At 59.3% G+C, this 20563-nt stretch carries 17 protein-coding genes; 5 read left to right on the top strand and 12 right to left on the bottom strand.

Annotated elements, in window-relative coordinates:
• Nucleotides 1-41: 41 nt before the first annotated feature.
• Nucleotides 42-254: a YgaP family membrane protein gene (locus J8C01_RS04460; protein ID WP_211432525.1), complete on the bottom strand. Its 213-nt coding sequence runs from the start codon at nucleotides 252-254 to the stop codon at nucleotides 42-44.
• A gap of 32 nt (nucleotides 255-286) precedes the next feature.
• Nucleotides 287-1504, bottom strand: coding sequence for an efflux RND transporter periplasmic adaptor subunit (locus J8C01_RS04455; protein WP_211432524.1), 1218 nt, complete (start codon nucleotides 1502-1504; stop codon nucleotides 287-289).
• A 180-nt stretch (nucleotides 1505-1684) separates the two neighbouring features.
• Here J8C01_RS04455 and J8C01_RS04450 point away from each other — a divergent pair, with 180 nt between their 5' ends.
• Nucleotides 1685-3928, top strand: coding sequence for a TonB-dependent receptor (locus J8C01_RS04450; protein WP_211432523.1), 2244 nt, complete (start codon nucleotides 1685-1687; stop codon nucleotides 3926-3928).
• Nucleotides 3929-4107: 179 nt separating this feature from the next.
• Nucleotides 4108-5283, top strand: a complete 1176-nt coding sequence (locus J8C01_RS04445) for a glycosyltransferase family protein (RefSeq protein ID WP_211432522.1) — start codon at nucleotides 4108-4110, stop codon at nucleotides 5281-5283.
• 27 nt (nucleotides 5284-5310) lie between these two features.
• Here the strand turns inward: J8C01_RS04445 and J8C01_RS04440 are convergent, their stop codons facing one another.
• From J8C01_RS04440 to bcp, 10 genes are all read right to left on the bottom strand, one after another.
• Nucleotides 5311-6228 (bottom strand): beta-1,6-N-acetylglucosaminyltransferase, encoded by a 918-nt coding sequence (locus J8C01_RS04440; protein WP_249355479.1) that lies wholly within the window; start codon nucleotides 6226-6228, stop codon nucleotides 5311-5313.
• A 128-nt stretch (nucleotides 6229-6356) separates the two neighbouring features.
• On the bottom strand, nucleotides 6357-8708 hold the full coding sequence (locus tag J8C01_RS04435; RefSeq protein ID WP_211432521.1) for a M1 family metallopeptidase: 2352 nt from the start codon (nucleotides 8706-8708) through the stop codon (nucleotides 6357-6359).
• A 38-nt stretch (nucleotides 8709-8746) separates the two neighbouring features.
• The gene (locus J8C01_RS04430; RefSeq protein ID WP_014099398.1) at nucleotides 8747-9046 is read right to left on the bottom strand and encodes a hypothetical protein; all 300 of its coding nucleotides are present in this window, start codon (nucleotides 9044-9046) and stop codon (nucleotides 8747-8749) included.
• A complete protein-coding gene (locus tag J8C01_RS04425) occupies nucleotides 9043-10395 on the bottom strand; it encodes an aminopeptidase P N-terminal domain-containing protein (RefSeq protein WP_014099397.1) in 1353 nt (450 codons plus the stop codon). The genes J8C01_RS04430 and J8C01_RS04425 overlap by 4 nt, the downstream gene beginning before the upstream one ends.
• 40 nt (nucleotides 10396-10435) lie before the next feature.
• Entirely contained in the window at nucleotides 10436-11215 is a 780-nt protein-coding gene (locus J8C01_RS04420) for an indole-3-glycerol phosphate synthase TrpC (protein WP_211432520.1), read from the bottom strand.
• Nucleotides 11216-11225: 10 nt separating this feature from the next.
• Entirely contained in the window at nucleotides 11226-12047 is an 822-nt protein-coding gene (locus J8C01_RS04415) for an SDR family oxidoreductase (protein ID WP_211432519.1), read from the bottom strand.
• A gap of 9 nt (nucleotides 12048-12056) precedes the next feature.
• Nucleotides 12057-12737, bottom strand: a complete 681-nt coding sequence (locus J8C01_RS04410) for a carbonic anhydrase (RefSeq protein ID WP_014099394.1) — start codon at nucleotides 12735-12737, stop codon at nucleotides 12057-12059.
• Nucleotides 12738-12758: 21 nt separating this feature from the next.
• Entirely contained in the window at nucleotides 12759-14360 is a 1602-nt protein-coding gene (locus tag J8C01_RS04405; protein ID WP_211432518.1) for a SulP family inorganic anion transporter, read from the bottom strand.
• A gap of 49 nt (nucleotides 14361-14409) precedes the next feature.
• The gene (locus J8C01_RS04400; RefSeq protein WP_211432517.1) at nucleotides 14410-15939 is read right to left on the bottom strand and encodes a PrsW family glutamic-type intramembrane protease; all 1530 of its coding nucleotides are present in this window, start codon (nucleotides 15937-15939) and stop codon (nucleotides 14410-14412) included.
• A 36-nt stretch (nucleotides 15940-15975) separates the two neighbouring features.
• Entirely contained in the window at nucleotides 15976-16437 is a 462-nt protein-coding gene (gene bcp / locus J8C01_RS04395) for a thioredoxin-dependent thiol peroxidase (RefSeq protein ID WP_211422955.1), read from the bottom strand.
• 326 nt (nucleotides 16438-16763) lie between these two features.
• Between bcp and J8C01_RS04390 the strand changes: the two genes are divergently transcribed.
• From J8C01_RS04390 to smpB, 3 genes are all read left to right on the top strand, one after another.
• Nucleotides 16764-19373: a GumC family protein gene (locus tag J8C01_RS04390; RefSeq protein WP_211432516.1), complete on the top strand. Its 2610-nt coding sequence runs from the start codon at nucleotides 16764-16766 to the stop codon at nucleotides 19371-19373.
• A 68-nt stretch (nucleotides 19374-19441) separates the two neighbouring features.
• Nucleotides 19442-20056, top strand: a complete 615-nt coding sequence (locus J8C01_RS04385; protein ID WP_211432515.1) for a lysoplasmalogenase — start codon at nucleotides 19442-19444, stop codon at nucleotides 20054-20056.
• A complete protein-coding gene (gene smpB, locus J8C01_RS04380) occupies nucleotides 20053-20523 on the top strand; it encodes an SsrA-binding protein SmpB (protein ID WP_211432514.1) in 471 nt (156 codons plus the stop codon). Before J8C01_RS04385 ends, smpB begins: the two co-directional genes overlap by 4 nt.
• Nucleotides 20524-20563 lie beyond the last annotated feature (40 nt).

Raw genomic sequence — 20563 nt, 5'->3', positions numbered from 1 at the left:
TGCGTCACAGGAGTTGCTTCACAGGATGCGACGCGCACCCATTACCGCTCGCAGGCTATTTCAGCCGCGCGTTTGCCCCCCAGGCGACGCAGAATGGCCATCATCGGACACCAATCCGCCACCCCGCCCAGAATGAGATTCAGCCCGACAAAAGCCGTCAGCAGCAGGGCATAGGGCGTCCACCATACGCCGGCCGCCAGACTCGCCAGGACCACAACACCGGCAATCACAAACAGGATACGTTCCATAGGCATAACCAATGTTCCTCCTTGGATGACAAGCAAACTTATGGCGCTGACAGCTTGACGCCATCGCGCAACTCAGCGTGGCCAAACACCACAGTTTCGCCTTCACGCAGTCCCGTCAGCACTTCCACCCGGCCGTCAAGCCGCTCGCCGACGGTGATGATGCGCCGCCGGACAATGCCGGCTGCGTCCACGACAAAGACGCTCTGCAATCCACCCTGCTCAGCGACGGCCGCTGCCGGAACGGTCAGAACATCGCGGATGTCACGCGGTATCAGGACGCGGACAAACATGCCGCTGGAGGCCTTGGCCGACGGCGGCAGTTCAACCTTGATGGTGACGGTGCGCGTCACCGGATCAGCCGCCGGGCTTTGTTCAACCAACGTTCCGTCCACCACTTCCCCACCGGGCAGCTCAATCCGCAGGGTTTGTCCAAGGCGCAGGGCCGCTGCCGGTTCGGCTTCGACTTCAGCGACGGCGCGCAACGGGCCAACCGATTCCAGGACGAGCAGTGGCACGCCGGGTGCAGCCAGCGCACCAGGATCAACCAGGCGCGCGGCAATACGTCCGGCAAAAGGCGCGACAATCTGGGTCTGCGCCACCTGGGTTTCGGCTTCGCGGCGGCGTTGCTGTCCGACGGCAACCTGCGCTTGGGCGCGGGCCAGTTCCGCCTGCTCGGCCGCCAACTGCCGCTCGGCAGCTTCAAGGGCAGCCTCAGCCGCCTTGAGCCGGCCTTCAGCAATGTCGCGGCTCTGCCGGGGCACATCGCCAGTGGCAAAAAGCTTTTCCTGCCGTTCGTAGATGGTTTGGGCGAGATCGCGTTCAGCGCGGGCCCCGCGTACGTTGGCTTCAGCCGCTTCAATCCGGCGGCGGATGGCCTCGGTTGCGTTTTTCAGGGCTTCGACTTCCGCCTGGCTGGTTGCCAGTCCGGCTGTCGGGAGGGCGGCATCGAGCGTCACCAGACGCTGCCCGGCGCGGACGCTGTCGCCAAGCCTGACGGCAACGGATGTCACACGCGCCGTCACTTCAGCGGACAGGCTGGCGACCTCCCGCGGCCGGAGTGTCCCCGCAATCCGCCACACTCGCGGATAGGGCTGCCGGCGCACGACTTCCCGGCTGACATTCGCCGTCAGCACGGGACGATTTTCAGCCGCCGCCGATGGCTTATGGGAGGCCAGCCGACTGCCCAGCCACAGGAGTCCAGCCAGCCCAAAAACAACTCCAACCACGACGGCGATTCGCTTCCACCAGTTGGACATCACGGCAAGAGCACCTCGTTCTGCAAGTTATCGCACTTTTATAACTATAAAAGCATAAAGTCAAGTGTCCTTTCTCACGCCCGACCAGCGGCGAGCGGTTGCGTTCTTCCGACCATCTTGGGTAGTTAGGAAAATTCGTGAAATAAAAAGCCGTGAAACACGTATCTTCGGAGGATTTGTATGCCAGTGTGTTTCTCTTCTGCCCCGCTCAGATGGCGCTGGGCCCTCGGCTTCCTGGGCTGGTGTCTGCTCTGGGTTGCCAGTGCCGCGGCCCAGTCGGGATCAACGCTTCAGGGACGGGTCGTACTCGAACGGGATGACCGCCCCGTTTCGGAAGCCGTTGTGACCATCATCGAGCTGCGGCGTTCTGCCGTGACGGACGAAAACGGAAATTACCGTTTTGAAAACGTTCCACCGGGCAACTACCGGGTGTTTGCCCACCTGGATCGCATCCCGGATGTCGTCCAGCCAGTGACCGTTCAGGGACCGACGACGTTGGATTTCACGCTGAAACTCCGCGCCGAAACCGAACAGGTGACAGTGACGGCGACGCTTCGGGAGGAAACCACCCGCGATGCCATTCAGGCGGTCACGACCGTCAACAGCTTTGATCTGGCCGAGCGGGCGCCGGTGTCGCTGGGCGATGCCCTTGAACGGGAAGTCGGCGTCGCCAAACGCTCCTTCGGTCCCGGCACAGGGCGTCCGGTCATCCGGGGCTTCGATGGCGACCGCGTCCTTGTCACGCAGGATGGACTGACAACCGGCTCGATTGGCTTCCAGTCGGGAGACCATGCCGAAATCGTGGACTTGCAGGGCGTCGAACGGCTGGAAGTGGTCAAGGGGCCGGCCACGCTGCTTTACGGCAGCACGGCTGTAGGGGGTGTTGTCAATGCCGTGACCGGCAATGAAGAGTCCCATCCTGGGCTGCAAGGCTACGTTACGGCCTTTGGCGGTACCGGCAATGCGCTTGGCGGCGGCAATGGAGGCATCAAATACGGCCGCGGCCCGTGGATGGTCTTTGCCAACGGTGGCGGGCAGCGGGCAGGTGATTACCGCACACCGCTGGGGGTCATTGAAAACTCCTTTGCCCGGAGCGGCAACGCCAGTGGCGGTGGGGGCTACTATGGCCAACGCGGCTTTTTCAACGTTGCCTACACCTACGCCGGGCAAAATTACGGTGTGCCGCCACTGCCGGACGACGATGACGACGAGCGGGTTCGGGAACGCGCCTTGCGCCCCAAGGGTGGCGAACCGGGTGAACTGGTTCGTCTCAATCCCCGGCGGCACGGGGTTCGGTTCCTGACAGGCGCCCGGAATCTCGACACCTTTTTCACTGACGTGCAGGTACAGCTTCAGTACAACCGCTACCGCCACGACGAAATCAAGGTTGAAACCAACGAAGTCGAAACGGCCTTCCGCAACGACACCTTCGCCTACCGTATCCTGGCTGACCACCGTCCGCTTGGACGCTTTCAGGGAACGTGGGGTGCTTCGGGCCTATATCGGGACTATTCAACCCGGGGCGAGGAACTGCTGACGCCGGCGACGACCCAGACCAACTTTGCTTTCTTTGGGCTGGAAAAGGTGACGTTTGAACGGGCGGCCCTCCAGTTCGGCGGACGCATCGAGCGCAATGCCTACGCACCGACCGGCGGCAACCGGGCGCGCAGTTTCACCGGCTTTTCAGGCGGCGTCGGGCTGCGGGTGGGGCTGTGGGAAAACGGGGCGTTGACGGCCAACTACACGCACTCGTACCGCGCTCCGGCGCTGGAAGAGCTGTACAACTTCGGGCCGCATCCTGGGACGTTGCTGTTTGAAATTGGCGATGCCAACCTGAGCCGGGAACTCACCAATGGCATCGAGGTCAGTGTCCGGCATCAGTCGCGGCGCGTCCGGGCCAGTGCCGGGTTTTACTACTACGACATCCGCTCGTTTGTTTTTCCTGTGTTGACGGGTGAGTTTGAAGACGGGCTGCCAGTGGGTGTGTTTACCCAGGGTGACGCACGCTTTTTGGGAACGGAAGCCCAGCTCGACATCAACCTGCATCCCAATCTCTGGTTTTACAGCCAGCTCGATTATACGAACGCTGAGCTGAAAACCGGACTTCCCCTGCCCCGCATTCCGCCATTGCGCGCGCGGGTGGCACTGGAAGGAACGTTCAAGGGGCTGCGGTTGATGCCGGAGTTGCTGATGGCCAACCGGCAGGACCGGGTTTTCACGCTGGAAGAGCCAACGGCCGGCTACACGGTGGTCAACCTTGTCGGGTCGTACACCGTCACCACGTCCCACACCGCGCATGTGTTTTCCGTCACCGGGTTCAATCTGGGCGACCGGCTCTACCGCAATCACCTGTCATTTATCAAAGCGTTCGCGCCGGAGATTGGACGTGGGGTGCGGTTTACCTACACGATGCGGTTTTTCTGAGTGTCTGTGGTGCAAGTCCCGTAGTTACTGAGCAAGAAAGCCTGGCAGGTGTTTTTGCGTGCCCCAAAACACCTGCCTGACTCGGCTTCAGAGTTCTGGCGTAAACCGAACCTTGTGAAACCGGGCAAGGGGTGTGATTGTATTCCGAAAAGGTGAACTCCTTTCCCGGAGCAAGGTCAATGCGCGTCCTTTATATGGGCGATGAGCCGCCAGTTGAGTGGCGTGGTGCGTCAATCCTGATGTACCGATTGGTCGTTCAGCCCGGCGACCTGAAAGTCTTTGTGATTTCGCCACCGCTGGATGATGCCTTCCCCACCATCACCCTCCCCTCACTGCCGCCATCAGTTGCTTTTCTGCCCTTCCGGTCGCCACAACCTGTTCGCCGCCTGAAAAGAAGCCGCTTTTACGAATGGGCCTGGGCATACGAGCAATTCGTGGCAACCGGCTTTATATCGCCGTGGTTGTGGCAGAAGGTTCGCGCTTTCAATCCGGAAGTCATCGTTGCTTTGGCTGACAACAGCCTGAGCCATCTGGCGCGAAAACTGGCACGCCGGTTGAAAGTTCCACTGGCAACATACTTTGCCGATTGGAAGCCACGCTACTTTCCAGCCCTGGCTTCAACACGCCCCCTGCTTGAGCGCCGGTGGCAGGAGCTCTATCAACAAAGCGACATTGTCTTTTGTGTGAGTGACGGTATGCGTGAAGCACTTGGGCCGCACCCCAATGCCCATGTGCTTTATCCTCCAGGCAACCTGGAAGCGATTTCACCCACTACACTTGATGACCAACCAGCGGAGCACCTGCCAAGGCTGGTTTACGCGGGAAACATTGAAGGCACATACGGAGCCATGCTGGCTCAGTTACGAACAGCCATGTTACAGCGTGGAAAGGCGAAAATTGTCCTCTACGGGCTTTGTGACTGGCCAGCCGAAGAGCAAGCAACAGCACGGGCAGATGGTTCCTACCACGGCTTTACGCCGAACCATGAACTCGTAAAGCATCTCGCCAAAGCTGACTTCCTGCTTGTTGTCATGAGCTTTGACCCCAGTGTGCGCTTTTTTGTTGAGACAGCGTTCACGACGAAGTTCTGCGACTACTGCGCCTTTGGGAAGCCCATTATCGTTTGGGGCCCGGAATACTGCACGGTCGTAAAATTTGCTCAGCAACGTCGCAGCGCCTTGGTTGTCACTGATCCTTCCCCTCAATCCGTCTGCGATGCTGTGGAGAAATTAACTACTAATCGGGACGAGCAAAAAAGATTAAGTGAAGCTGCGATGCACTTGCACCAGGGTGAATTGAATCCTGTCGTGATACAGAGGAAATTCAAAAGTGAACTGGAAAAGATTGCAGGATAGTGTAAGAAAAAACCAGGCAGGTAAAGTTCAGGTGTCAAGAATTTCAGTATCAATGCGCTTAAGCAAAGTGGCGCTTTTCTCAAGATCAAATTTTCGTGCCCAAAGAGCGTCTGAAGCAATGATGGCTGACCAGTGGCGCTCGGTTAAGACATTGGGATGCCAATCTTTGGCGCCTTCCCAGTCAATATAGTGCCAGTTGCGATAAGCTCCCTTCAGCTCCCTGGCATTACCAAGAATGCTTTGTATCACAATCTCCTGGGGACAAGGTGACTGACGATCATCTTGCTGGTCATACTGTGTCAGGTAAAATTCTGTTACCGGATGACAGGCAATGTCCTGTCTCAGCAAATACTCTACTGCGCATTCGGAAAGAACCAGCCAGTTTGATCCGTGAAAAACGTAAAAGCTATCTCTGAACGGGATAACACTTCTCGGACGATAAATCTTGAGTGGGCGCCAGTAGAAACGACCATATCTGGAAATGAACGGTATATGACACAACGTATACTTCCTGATGGCATCCTCAACATACTTATCAAGCAATAAATGACTTGCCTGGAAATTGACCAGACGCATGTCAATATAAAAGTCGTCTGTCAGTCCATCGAGAATTTTGGCAATGTGCGATGCTGACTTGATGGGGTAGCAGCTTTGAGAAAGTGTCACATACCAGCGGGGACGCCTTGGCTGCCGGAAAAGCACTTCAAGCCCGGCGACGGTTGCAAACACATTGATGATATTTGACCAACTGGTGCGACCTACTGCCGGGACAACCTGCACATCGTACCGCTCAATCAGTTCCCTGTTGAGCGGTGACTGGTAAGTGTCGTGGTGAAGTGCAATGCTCGCTTCCGGCAGTTCGCGCAAACGGGGAAACAAGCGGGCCAGAAGCGGCCAATCAGTGCCGCGGTGGGAAAGAATGACAAACCCAACCCTGGAAGCCATAAACCGCCGGTACGCTCACAGATGATGGGCTGAGTATATCCATCCGCCTCGACAAAGGGTAGCGGTGACACCTGGGTTGTTTTTCAGCCTCACCTTCCTGTGAAGGCCAGAAGCTGTTATCAGGAAGCTTACGGCCGTGGGTTATCGCCCTGGGGTTTACTCTGCCCCTTGCGCTCCAACTGCATCGGGTTGGGCGGCCCCTGACGCTGCTCCTTGAAAACCTGGAAACGTGACTTGACTGGACGGCGCGGGAAAAAGTTGTTCGCCAAATCAGCATCCGCCGTTTCCAATCGCGGGTCCAGCGTGATGCTCGCAATTTCCTTTGGCGTCACAATGAGCTTGGACACTTCAAAGTTGTTGAGCCGCCAGATTTCAGCCGGAAAGCGCATTTCTTCCTTCGTGCCGTCCGTGTAGGTCACTTCCAGAATGATGGGCATGACCAAACCGCCGATGTTTTTGAAATCCACAAAGTAGAAATTCAAACCGGCGTTGAGGATTTCTTTCTCGCGGTCGGTCAACGTCGCCAGAAACTGCCGGTACATTTCCCGATCCATCTCAGTCACATCCAGTTCGTCATACCGGTTGTAAAAATCCTTCAGGTCGGGATACTGGTCCACCCGCTTCGGCAGCGGCTTGTTGCGTTCCTCAGAAAGTGTTACCGGACGCGACTCACGTTCCTGGCGGCGAAGCCCTTTCTCAACATCAGGATTCTGGGTATCGAGGCGATACCAGCGGACGTTCTCAATCGAAATGTCCACGTGATCAGTGGAGTAAAACCAACCGCGCCAGAACCAATCCAAATCCACGCCGGAAGCGTCTTCCATGGTACGGAAGAAGTCAGCCGGTTCCGGGCGTTTAAACTTCCACCGCCGGGCGTACTCTTTGAAGGCATAGTCAAAGAGTTCCCGCCCCAGAATTGTCTCACGCAGAATGTTGAGGGCCGTCGCCGGCTTGGCATAGGCGTTGTTGCCAAACTGCAGGAGCGAATCCGACTGCGTCATGATGGGCACCTGGTTTTCGCTCTTCATGTAATCCACGATGTACTGTGGTTCACCCCGGAACGACGGATATTTTTCTTCCCATTCCTGTTCGGCCAGATACTGCAAAAAGGTGTTGAGACCTTCATCCATCCACGTCCACTGCCGCTCATCGGAGTTGACAATCATCGGGAAAAAGTTATGGCCGACTTCGTGAATGATGACGCTGATGAGACCGTACTTCGTACGCGCCGAATACGTGCCATCTTCAAGCGGACGCGGACCATTGAAACAGATCATCGGGTATTCCATGCCGCCTACGGGGCCGTTGACCGAAATGGCCACCGGGTAGGGATAGGTAAACGTGTAGCGCGAATAAACGTTGAGCGTGTGGATGATGGCGTGTGTGGAATACTTTTCCCACAAGGGATTGCCCTCGTTGGGATAGTACGACATCGCCATGACCTGGTTACCCTCGACGTTGTGCCCCATGGCATCCCAGATGAACTTCCGCGAAGAGGCAAAGGCAAAATCGCGGACGTTTTCGGCCTGAAAAATCCAGGTTTTCCTGCCCGTGGGACGCCCCTGCTCCGCCCGCCGGGCCTCTTCCGGCGTCACGATGAGCACCGGCGCCGCCGCCGTTTTGGCGCGCTCCAGCCGTGCGATCTGCTCCGGCGTCAGCACCTGCCTGGGGTTCTGAAGGACGCCCGTCGCCGCCACGATGTGGTCATCCGGCACGGTGATGGACACGCGGTAGTTGCCAAACTCCAGCGTAAACTCACCGGCTCCAAGAAACTGCGTGTGCTGCCAGCCACGGTAGTCCGTGTAGGCGCACATGCGCGGAAACCACTGGGCGATTTCGTAAATGTAGTTTTTGTCCTTCGGGAAGTACTCGTACCCGGAGCGCCCGCCGAGCTTCACGGCATCGTTGATGTTGTAGTTCCAGTCCACCGCAAAGCTCACCTGTTGGCCGGGCTTGAGCGGCGTGGGCAAATCCACACGCATCATGGTTTTGACGACGGTGTACCGGAGCGGCTGCCCCTTGGCGTCTTTTACGGCTGTGATCTTGTAACCGCCGTCGAATTCGGGCCGGCGCAGCAGGCTGTCGAGAACAGAGAAGGGCACGCGGTCCAGTCCGCCCGAAGTCTGGGCGCGGAAGGCGTCACTGTCCTTGGCAAAGATGTTCTGGTCGAGCTGCAACCAGAGGTAGCGCAGCTCATCGGGCGAGTTGTTTGTGTAGGTGATGGTCTCGCTGGCCTGGATGCGCTGGCGCTCGTCATCGAGTTCAACACTGATGACGTGGTCGGCGCGATTTTGCCAGTACCTGTGTCCCGGCGCGCCGGAGGCCGTACGGTATTCGTTGGGCGTGGGCAACACTTCATCGAGCTGGCGGAACTTGTCGCTGGGCTTGGACTTTGACTGGGCAACCGCCACAGCCGGGGTTTCCCACAGTGTCCAGCCCAGACACAGGGAAAGCAGCAGGCAGAAAATGGTTTGTCGCATCACGTGGGGTTTTGGGAAAAAGGAGTTTCACACAAAGACTACACTTCACCCAGCAGGCGGGCATACACGTAATCCAGGTCGCGCAACGAGGTTACGATATACACTTCCCGCGGCAGGCTGTCGTCACTGGTACTCAGGGCAACGGTGATGCCATTGTCCGGGCATTTGGCAAAACAGGGACGGCTGCTGATGCCCACACAGGTGCCAAAGCCATCCTTTTCGAGCTGTTTTTGGAACAGTGGACGAATCCGCGTCCCAAGGGCGGCCACGTCGCCGTCCGTCGCGCGACGGCTGCAACTGCTGCAAAACTTCACCCGGTCAAACAAAGGCTCACTCATGCGTGGTTTCCCTCCTCGGTCAGCGCGGCACAGCGAATGGCCTCGATGTCGGCCACTTCCTTGGGGACAGCGGCCGTCAGCACTTCGTTCCCGGTCCGTGTCACCAGCACATCGTCTTCGATGCGGACGCCGATACCGATGTAGTGCTCCGGCGTGTCATTGACGCCCGGCGCAAAGTAAAGTCCCGGCTCAACGGTGACGACACAACCGGGGCGCAGCTTTTCATACAGGTACTGGCCGTCGTGGGTTTCAGCGGTGAAGTACGTGCAGGCGTCGTGGACATCGCTGCCGAGCCAGTGACCGGCGCGATGCATGTAGTACTTCAGATAGGTTCGCAGTTCCCTGATTTCGTCGTGCGAACCGCTCAGCAGCCGGAGATGACGCAGGCCGTCAATCAGGGTGTCGAGGGCAACCTCGTGGTAGGCATTGAAGCGCGCCCCCGGCTGGACGGCAGCAATAGCGGCTTTTTGCGCCTGAAGCACCAGGTCGTAAATGTCGCGCTGGGCAGGGGTAAAACGGCGGCCGACGGGAAACGTCCGGGTGATGTCGCTGGCGTAGTAGCCATACTCCGCCCCGGCATCAATGAGCAGCAGATCGCCGTCGCGGAGCCGGCTGTTGTTCGTGTTGTAGTGGAGGATCGTGGCATTGGGGCCGCTGCCGACAATCGAGGTGTAGGAACTGCCCAGCGCGCCACGTTTGCGGAAGACGTACTCCAGTTCCGCCTCGACTTCAAACTCGTACTGCCCCGGACGCGCGCGCTCCATGGCCCGCAGATGGGCTTCGGCAGCAATGTCTGCCGCCCGGCGCATCCGCAGCAGTTCATCGGCATCTTTGACCAGCCGCATTCTGCCCAGCAGCGGCAGGGTGTCCCGGATGATGCCCGGCGCCGGCCCCTGGCGATGCCGTCGCCGTGCAGCGGCGCGGAAGGCCGTCAGAACCCGCTGGTTGAACTGCTCGTCCCGACCGAACTTGAAGTAGAGCGTCCGGGCGTGCTCAAGGTAGCGCCCAATCTCAGCGTCAAAGCTTTCAATGGGAAAGGCTTCGTCCGCGCCGTAGCAGGTGACGGCCCCTTCAACGCCGGCCCGGAGGCCATCCCACATTTCGCGTTCCGGGTCACGCGGACGGACGAACATGATGAACCTGGGACAGGGTCCCCCCACCAGCAACACGACCGCCTCCGGCTCTTCAAAGCCGGTCAGGTAATACACGTCGCTATCCGGCCGGTAGCGGTAGAACAGGTCATGGGTGCGGTGCGCTTCCGGCGGATTGTACAGCAGCAGCACATCCTCGCCGAGTTGCCGGAAGACCTGGCGGCGGCGTTTGGCGTAACGCTCGGCGTCAAAAGGCACAGGAGGGAAAACTTCACCAAAATGGTTGGATGGACGATGCTTAGGCATACGCTTTTCCAAGAAGGTTGACAAAAGCAGCTTCCAGGTCCGGCGCGCGCATCAGGTGCGTCCCGATGAGAAAGCGCGGGCAGTACGGAAGCAGCGCCTCGATGTCGGCGCGGCACCGGATACCGCTGGCTGCAATGGTCACAACCTGGGAAGGTACGCGCGGCGCAAGACGTTGCGTGGTCTCCAAAGAGATGTCAAAGGTCTCCAGGTTGCGGTTGTTGATGAGGATAACGGACGGGTCCAGCGCCAGGGCGCGTTCCAGTTCGGCTTCGGTCTGCACTTCCACGACTGGCGTCATGTTCCAGCGTTGGATTTCAGCGGAGAGCCGGCAGAGCTGCTCGTCGTCGAGAATTTTGACGATGAGCAGTACAGCTTCCGCGCCAGCGGCACGTGCGGCGTGTATCTGACGCACATCGAGCACGAAGTCCTTGCACAGGGTTGGGCGGCTGGAACGGTGCGCCACGGCCGCCAGCAGGTCAAAACTTCCTCCGAAGTAGTCCGGCTCAGTCAGAACCGAAAGCGCGACGGCGTGGGCGTCATAAGCGGCCAGCACACGCGCCAGATCGGGCGTGGACTGCAGGACACCTTCGGCCGGTGACACAGGCTTGATTTCGGCAATGATGGCAGGTGCATTGCGGCACAAAGCCGGGAGGAACGTCCCCTGTGCCGGTGCCAGTTCAGACAGCGAAACCGGGCGGTGAGCGGCCACAGACCGGCGGCGGGCGGATACGATGTCGGCAAGGGTTGGACGGGCAAACGAGCGACTCATCATCCTGGTGGTATCATCCCGGTTTCTGTTGCCAGGCAGCCTGCCGGCGCTGTCCACGCTGGCGGAGGTAGGGGGCTACCCAAGTGGTCAGCGGAGGATACAGGCTGGTCAGTTTCGCCAGCCAGCCCCGATGTCGCGGCAGGGTCACTTCCAGCGGTCGGTGCTGCCGCGCTTCCTCGATAGCCGCCGCCACTTCGGCCACGCTCAGGATGCGCCCCCCGGAGAAGGTCAAAGCCGCTTCCGCCCGATGCACCTGCAAATCGAGCATCGGGGTCTGAACGGCATCCGGGCAGACAACCGTTACGGCCACCTTGTGGGGGGCAAGTTCCTGGGCAGCAGCCAGCGAAAAACCGCGCACGGCGAACTTGGATGCCGTGTATAGCGTCAATCCCGGCACGGCGGCAATCCCTGCCAGCGACGCCACGTTGATGATGTGTCCGCCGTGGGGCTGCCGGACCATCTGGCGGGCCGCCAGCAGGGTCCCGAAAATGACGCCCTTGGCGTTGATGTCCAGATGGTCATGGACAGCCGCCAGCGGCGCGGACAGCAGCGCATCCACGTGGAGATACCCGGCAATGTTCAACACCAGGTCGAGTTGTCCCCAGCGGCTGACGGTGTCGGTAATGGCGGCTTCCCAGGCCTGCTCATCCCGAACATCCAGCGCCCAAGGGACGGCTTCCCCGCCGGCTTCCGCAGCGAGGGCAGCACAGATGTCACGGACCTGCGCTGCAGCCCGGTCGGCAAAAACAACCCGATGACCGGCGCGGTAGTACGCCTCGGCGACGTAACGACCGATGCCACTGGCGCTACCGGTCACCAGCATGACGGATGACATGACAGAGACCTACAGCGACTCCGGCGGAAATTCGTAACGGTAAATATCGTCGGGCAAATCGCCCGGCCGAATCAAGGTCAGTTCCTGAAGCAAACCGGTGCGGATGTCATACACCCATCCGTGCAGCCATGGGCGTCCATGCTTGAGCCAGGATTTCTGGACGATGGAAGTCTCAGCGAGATTCCGCACCTGTTCAATTGTGTTGAGTTCGACGAGTCGGCGGAAGCGGGCCTCCGGGTCGGTGAATGATTCCAGTTCGCGGGCATAGTTACGGTACACGTCCTTGATGTGGCGCAGCCACTTGTTGATGAGGCCAAAGCTCTTGCGCGACATGGCAGCTTTGACACCACCGCAGTTGTAATGCCCGCAAATGATGACGTGGCGCACGCCCAGCACATCAATGGCGTACTCGACGACGCTCATCAGATTGATGTCCGTGTGGATGACGAGATTCGCCACGTTGCGATGGACAAACAGTTCGCCCGGCTCCGTTCCCGTAATGTCCTCGGCCGGCACACGACTGTCAGAACACCCGATCCACAGGTAGGCCGGCGACTGGACATCCTTCATGCGGATGAAGTAATCGGGACGCAAGTCAAGCTTCTCCTGCGCCCAGGCTTTGTTGGCAAGCAACAGCTTGCGGTACTCGTTCATGCCGTTGACGGACGACTCTGGCAAACGCTCGGTCATGGGGGGCTCGCTTTGGTCTGGCTAGTGGGCTGGTTGAGGTTGCGGCAAACGCGGCGCCTTTTCGTCGAAGTTACTTGTGCTCACCGTGATATTCCGATACCTGGCGGCAGCTCGAAATTCATTCACCACGTCGAGGATGTCCTGATCCACGTAGAGCGCACGTGTGCCGTCAATGAACAGGGTTGCGCCATCGGGAATGCTCTGGAGCTTGCGCTTGAGTTCAATCTTGTTGATGAACGTGGCGTCCTTGTTGAAGCGCAGCAGGTAGGCGTCTTCGTGACTGACCAGCGTGACGGCTGAGCGGTAGTTGGCGCGGATGACGAAGAACAGTCCAAAGACAAGACCGATACCAATACCCACCAGAAGGTCTGTCGCCACGATGGCCACCACCGTAACGACAAAAGGAGCAAATTGCGCATAGCCTTGGGCATACATCGCTTTGAACAGTTCCGGTTTGGCCAGCTTGTAGCCCACGAGCAGGAGAATGGCCGCCAGCGAAGCAATGGGAATCCGGTTGAGCAGCCCCGGAATCGAAAACACGGCAAACAACAGCAGGAGGCCGTGGATGAAAGCTGACATGCGGGTTCGTCCACCGGCGTAAATGTTGGCCGTGGTGCGGACGATGACCGACGTGAGCGGCAGACCGCCAATCAGCCCGCTCACCATGTTGCCCACGCCCTGCGCAAACAGTTCCCGGTTGGGCTGGGAAATCCGCTTGAAGGGGTCCATTTTGTCGCTTGCCTCAATGCACAACAGCGTTTCGAGACTGGCAACAACGGCCAAGGTCAGGGCCAACTTGATGATCTCGGCACGTTGCAGTGCCTGTACATCCGGGAAGGTGAACTGGGCGATGAAGCTCTGGAGATCGGTCGCCACCGGCAGTGCCACCAGGTGGGATTCTTCTGCGCGGAGGTAGAGCTGGCTTCCGCTCCAGCGCAGCGCCTCATTGATGAGCAGACCCAACACGACCACCATCAGCGGGCCGGGAAGCAAAATCAGCCATGGAATCTGCTTGAGCCGGGGATGCTCCCAGACCAGGAGAACCACCAGAGACAGCAGGGTAATCCCGACGGCCGTCGGCTGGGCGCTGAAGATGCCGGCAATGATGGCGCCGATAGTTGAGCTTTCCTCGAAATTGAGAAAGCTGAGGGTATCGGTGAAGGTAAAGTCCTGGTCGCGTCCCAAAGCATGGGGAATCTGCTTGAGGATGATGACGATCCCAATGCCGGCCAGCATGCCTTTGATGACGCAGTTCGGAATGTAATCCGCCAACCCACCGCCGCGTATCAGGGCAAAGACAATCTGAAACAGTCCGGCCAGCACGACCGCCGCAAGAAACGCGCGAAAGTCGCCAGCAGTGGCAATCCCCTGGGCCACAATCACGGCCAGCCCGGCCGCCGGGCCGCTCACCGACAGGGCTGAACCCGAAAGCGGAGCGATGATGATCCCCCCGACGATGCCGGCAATGATGCCGGAAAACAGAGGCGCATTGGACGCCAGGGCAATCCCCAGACACAGAGGCAGGGCCACGAGAAAGACCACGACGCCGGCCGGGAAGTCGTAGCGCAGGTTGGCACGGATGCCGGAATCGAGGCGCCGGGGGGCAGACTCCAGTGTGTTCATGGCTCAGTCTTTCGGAGCAGAAGCCACATGCGCCCACCATTCGGACGCTTCAGACCTGCTCCCGTAAACGGAGGATTTCAGCTTGCAGCCGTGGAATCTGCGGCAGGCTACGGGTTTCACTTTGGGCGGCCACGGCCCGCTGGACGTGCCAGTAGGAAAGTCCCAGCTTCGAGACATTGCGGAGGAAAGCGCGGCGCGCCGCAAACTTCCCCTGAAGCGGCCACAGAGTACGGCGGATGGTGGAGGTGGCAATAGCCAACTGTTCCGGCGTGATGAGGCCGCGGGCAACCTCGACAGACAGCATCTCCCGGAGAATCTTCCCCTCGCGCCGCGCAACATAGATGAGAAAGCCAATGAAAGCCAGAAAGAACGGCACTTCAAACAGGGCGTAGCCAATGAGAAAGCCAGCGCCTAAAAAGGTAGCCATGCCATTCCAGACCATGTGCAGGATGACCGCCAGGATGTAGCCACCGAGCGGCGCCAGAATGCGCACGGCAAGATTATGGGACTCCCGCGCCAGACCACACCCGATGCCGGTCATCGCCGTGAAGGTCACGTGGGCAAAGGGAGACATGATGCCCCGCATGATAAAGACGATCAGCAGTCCCTCAAACCCACCACCGAGCAGGCTCCGCCCGTAGTAGAGGATATTCTCCACCGTGGCAAAGCCAAGGGCAATGAAGCTGCCATAGACCACCCCATCCACGATGTCGTCGAACTCCCGGCGGAGGAACAGCAATATGAGCAGCAGCCCCAGTCCCTTCGACCCCTCTTCCACAATGGGCGCCGAAATCACGCCACCCACGATGTTCCCGGCGACTTCGCCCCCCACACTGAAAGCGATGGCTCCAAAGAGTGAGTTCAGGATGTAGGACACCACAACGGCCACTAAACCGCCCCAGGCAAAAGACGCCGCCAGCGCCCAAACCGGTTCCGGGTCATACCGGTCCAGCCACAGAAAGGGCAGCATGTAGAAAAATGCTGGGACAAACGCCACTACTGTGGCGATGACGGCGACGACAATCCCCAACTCGGACAGCACGATGAGGGCCACAACAAGGGTGAGCACCAGGCAGACGAGGATGCCCACCGCCGCGCCAATGTACCTCCCCATTGGGGAAGCCTCGGCTTCAGGAGCCATGGGCTTGCGCTCCGGGTTGTACATCCCCAAACCGGCAATCGTTTCCCGCAGGCGCGCCGTGCCTCCGTCAGCAGCCGCCGGATGACCGAAGGTGGACGCCCCCGGCGCAAAGGCCGCCGGGCTGGCTGCTGGCGCTTCCAAAGCAACCTGCAAACGAACACCGGGGTTGCCCAGCTCGATGATGTCTCCATGATTGAGGCGGGCGCGTTGAATCCGCTGGCCGTTGACGTATGTTCCGTTCGTGCTCCGGTTGTCCACCACGTAGAATCCGTCCGGCTCGGCCTGAATCAGACAGTGGCGGGACGACACCATATTGTCCACGGCTGGGTTGAACCGGATTCCAGCATCCGTGCCACGCCCCAGAAGCAGCGCACCCTCATGCAGCCGATAGACCTGACCGTTCAGGGAACCATTCAGAACAGACAGACAGAGTCGCATACTCTCCTCTCAGACCCAGCCGAAGGCACAGGGGCATCAAGCCAACCCAAAGGCAGCCAGCACTTCCCGGCTGTGATTTTCGACGTCAACCTTGTCGAATACCTTGATCAGAATGCCCTGCTCATCAATGAGAAAGGTCTTGCGGGCAAGGCCCATGAACTTTTTGCCCTGCCACTCCTGCTCGCCATACACGCCGTAGGCTTCTGAAACCGCATGGTTGGTATCGGCCAGCAGGGTAAAGGGAAGCTGGTACTTTTCGGCAAAGGCCCGGTGGGAGGCTTCATCATCGAGCGATACGCCCAGCACGACGATCCCCTTCTCCCGGTAGTCGGCATAGGCGTCGCGGAAGCTACAGGCTTCCTTGGTGCAGCCTGGCGTGTCGTCCTTCGGATAGAAGTACAAGACGACCTTTTGACCACGGAACTGTTCGAGACTCACGGGGTTGCCGTGCATATCCGGTGCGGTGAAGGTCGGCGCCGGAGAACCTGTTTCAGGCATACTCACCTCTCAGTGTTGGCAGGGATGAGGAAACACAGGCAGACTAGACCAATTTTCACCGGCCAAACAACGTTCTTCCTCAGCGGCTCGCCAGAGCGTTGGTATCTTGCTGTTCAGCCAAGGGTAAACACGATATAGTGGGGAGCAGGTTGGCCAGCGGCAACGGTTTGCGGTGTGTCTGCGGACATCACTGGCCAGCCCATATCAACGTTGGCTCGTATTGACTTTGGTTTGAAGATTGGATTTGCGACCGGTTCGCCACAAGCATTCCACTTGTGTTTTCAGACGTTGGTCCGCACACGCAACGTCACTCCAGATAGACTGCCATGCCACAAGATCATCCGAACAACAACGTCATGCTTGCGCCGACGGCGACTGAACTGGACCTCACCACGCCAACCGTTCAGGATCGTATGCGCCGGCGTGGGAGTTATCAGTACAGCCTGCCACAGGACGATGCTGGACAGCCGATCCGGCAGGCATTCCTGACGATTCTGCGGTACAAGTTCACGGTCATTCTCTGTATCGTGCTGACGATGACTGTCACCGGGCTGGCGCTTTCGCGCATGCAGCCCGTTTACGAGGCGTCCAGCCACATCGAGATTGCCCCGGAAAAAGAGTTTTCTTCAAGCGGGCGCATTGCCTTTATGCCCTACTCGGTGGACCCGGATTACCTCAACACGCAGATTCGGAAGATTTCGAGTCCGTCACTGCTTGTTGAAGTCGTCAAGATTCTCAAACTCGACCGCGACCCAAAGTTCCTGGCCACGGGACCCACCACGCTCAGCGCGGCGCTGATGGACATCATCCGCTCTCCCCGTGGGGCGCGCACACCACTGCCGAGTGAAACAAAATCCGGGGAACTGCCGGAGGCCAGCCCGACACCCGATGCCGGTAAGGCTGAAGCTGGCAACGCTGACGACGAGCTTCAGCGCTATGCGCCGCAGATTGGGCGGCTGGCCAGTGGACTGCAAGCTTATGGCATTCCCCGGACGCGCTTGGTACGCATTGTTTTCCAGCACCACGACCCGGAAACGACCAAGGTGGTGGCTAACACCGTGGCCGAGGTCTTCGCCCGCCGCAATGTTTCCGACCGCCTCCAGCAGGGCAGCAGCCAGAAGGAGTTTCTGTCCTCGACGGCCGCGCGCCTTCAGCAGGAAATTCTCGAAGAGGAGCGAAAACTGACCGAGTACCTGCGCACACGGAAAATTGTCTCCCTCAAACCGGAAGACAACCCGGAAGTAGCCCGGCTGACCGGACTCAACCAGGCCCTGCTTGAAGCTGAAAAAGAGCGCCTGCGCGCCGAAGAACGTTACCAGGCCAGCCTGAGCCAACCCGTTGACTCCCTTGACGAAATGCAATCGGACCCGGAGCTGCAGAAGCTGCGGGGCAAAATCTCGGAACTGAAACAGCGCCGTCTCGAACTGCTCGGAACCTACACGGAACTGCACCCCGATGTGGTGCAGATTGATCAGATATTGGCCCAGGCCGAAAACGAACTCAAGGAAGCCAAAGCGAACACGCTGGTTCGCATCAAAACGGCCTACGAAAACGCCAAGCGACGTGAAGAAGAGCTGCGCGCGCGGGTTGAAAAACAGCGCAACGAGGTCGTCACCCAAAATGGCGACGGCGTCATGCAGCGCATGATGCAGGACAACATTGACAACAAAAAGAAGATGCTCCAGGCGTTGCAGGCAACCACCAAGGATACCGAAATCAACCTGCGCATGGACCTCAACAACATCACAGTCGTGGACCGCGCCAGCACCCCTGGCGCACCCATCAGCCCACGGGTGAGCTACACCCTCAGCGTTGCCTTTTTCCTCTCCCTTTTTGGCGGTGTCGGTCTCGCCTTTGCACGGGAACATCTCAACACCCGCATCAAGTCCGTCGAAGACGTGGATCGGTTGCTGAACCTCCCGACGTTAGGGATGATTCCCCAAGTTTCGCCCAAAGAACTCAGCAAAAGCAGCGGGTATTACAGCTATGGCGGCGAAACCAGGGCGCTGGCCAAACTGGCCGATGGACGCCCGCTGCCGGCCGATTTCAACATCGGTCTCAGCGCCTTTGCCCTCTCGGCTTCGCCGATTGGGGAAGCCTACCGCCAGCTTCGGACTTCCATCCTGCTTTCTTCATCCGAGGATGTCCGCAACCGCATCATTCTCATCACCAGCAGCCAGCCAAGTGAAGGCAAAACGACAACTTCGTTCAACACCGCCATCTCGCTGGCCCAAACCGGGGCCTCGGTCCTGCTCATTGACTGCGATCTGCGGCGTCCGCAACTCCAGAAGCTGTTTGACAGCTACGGACAGGAACGCACTTTCCAGCCGGGGCTGTCCCGGTATCTCTCCGGGCAGTGCAAAATTGGCGAAATTTTCACGCCTTCCCCGATTCCCTACCTGACGCTCATTACCTGCGGGCAGATGCCGCCCAACCCGGCCGAACTGCTTGGCTCCCAACGCATGCGGTCGCTGCTGGCGTATGCCGTCGAAAAGTTCGACTACGTCATTCTGGACACGCCGCCCATGCTCTCCTTTGCCGACGCCACAATTCTCGCGGCGATGGCCGACAGCGTCATTCTGGTGGTCAACTGCCAACGCTCGAAACGGGAGATTGTGAAACGCACCTGCCGGAAGCTGGATGAAACGAACACCCGCGTCCTGGGCGTGGTTCTCAACGGGATGACCCAGGAACAATCCAGCTACTACGGCTATGACTATTACGGCTACAGTTCCTACTACCGCTACAGTCAGGCAGCAGGTGTCAATGGGGATGGCAAGGCGGGCGGCCGCAAACCGCCTCCGTCGGCATCCGAGGTCTTTGAGCAGCTCAAGGTAGCCTTGAATGAACAGGCGGCAGCAGACGACCATGTGCCACCGGCTCCTGATGCGTCACCAGCCAGTAATTCGTCCAACAATGGGCACAAGGCTGGATAAAGCGGAGGTATCCGGCCATCCCCAGCTCGCATCCCGGTCAACGTGGCTTCCCGGCGGTTTTCAGCCTGTTGGCACTGGCCTATCTGGGAACACTCCCCTGGCTGCCGTATCCGGGCAGCTTTCTTCTGAAGGCCCTGCCGGTGCTGGTCGCCGCCGGGTGGTTGCTGCGTACCGCCCGGTCCACCGGCGGGCGGCGCGTTGGCTACGGACTGCTCTGGTCAGCGCTCGGCGATGTGGCGCTGGCCCTCGATGACCGGTTCTTTCTGGTCGGGCTGACAGCGTTTCTCATCGCGCACATGTGCTACATAGCCGCCTTTGGGCCGGAGGCGCAGCTTCAGCGTGCCCGGTTGTTCCGGGCAGGCGGCGTGGCGGCCTACGGGATGGCGCTGGGCGCGGTTCTGGGGCAGGCCACCAACTGGCAGCCTCCCATTCTGCTCTACGCTGTTGTTTTGACCAGTATGGGTGTCACGGCGGCGCTGCGCCAGGGAAGCCGGCTTGTGTTTCTGGGAGCGCTGGCCTTTATGGTCTCGGACAGTCTCCTCGCCTGGGACCGCTTCCTGATACCCCTGCCGCTGGCCCATCTCTGGGTCATGCTGACCTACTATCTGGCACAGGGCCTCATCACTGGTGGTATGCTGGACGACCAGATTTTGCAAGGCAGTGAAGGATACCCGGACTCATGACCGCGTCTGCCACTGACGGCATCAAACTCATCGCTTCCAATCGGGAAGCCTACTTTGACTATTTCATCCGCGAGACGTATGAAGCGGGGCTTGAACTCGTCGGCACGGAGGTCAAGGCCCTGCGCGAAGGCCGGGTCAATCTCAAGGATGCCTACGTCGTCATTCGGAACGGTGAAGCCTGGCTGATGGAAGCACACATCAGTCCATATTCACACGGCAACCGGTACAACCACGATCCCCGGCGCACCCGGCGGCTGCTGCTCCACAAACGCGAAATTGCCAAACTGGCGGCAGCCACTCAGGAACGTGGATTGACGGTCGTCCCAACCAGGCTGTATTTCAAGCGCGGACGCGCCAAAGTCGAAGTTGCCATTGCCAAAGGCAAGAAAACCTATGACAAGCGCGAAACCGAACGCCGCCGCGACCTTGAGCGTGAAACGCGCGCGGCACTCAAGTCACGCCGTTAAGCCCCCACACAGTACGCCCCCGGACTTCACTTCCTTCGAT

Source organism: Chloracidobacterium sp. D (genome assembly GCF_018304685.1).
Classification (GTDB): domain Bacteria; phylum Acidobacteriota; class Blastocatellia; order Chloracidobacteriales; family Chloracidobacteriaceae; genus Chloracidobacterium; species Chloracidobacterium thermophilum.
The sequence above is the reverse complement of the archived record's forward strand: the minus strand, read 5'-3'. Positions and strand labels throughout refer to the sequence as shown.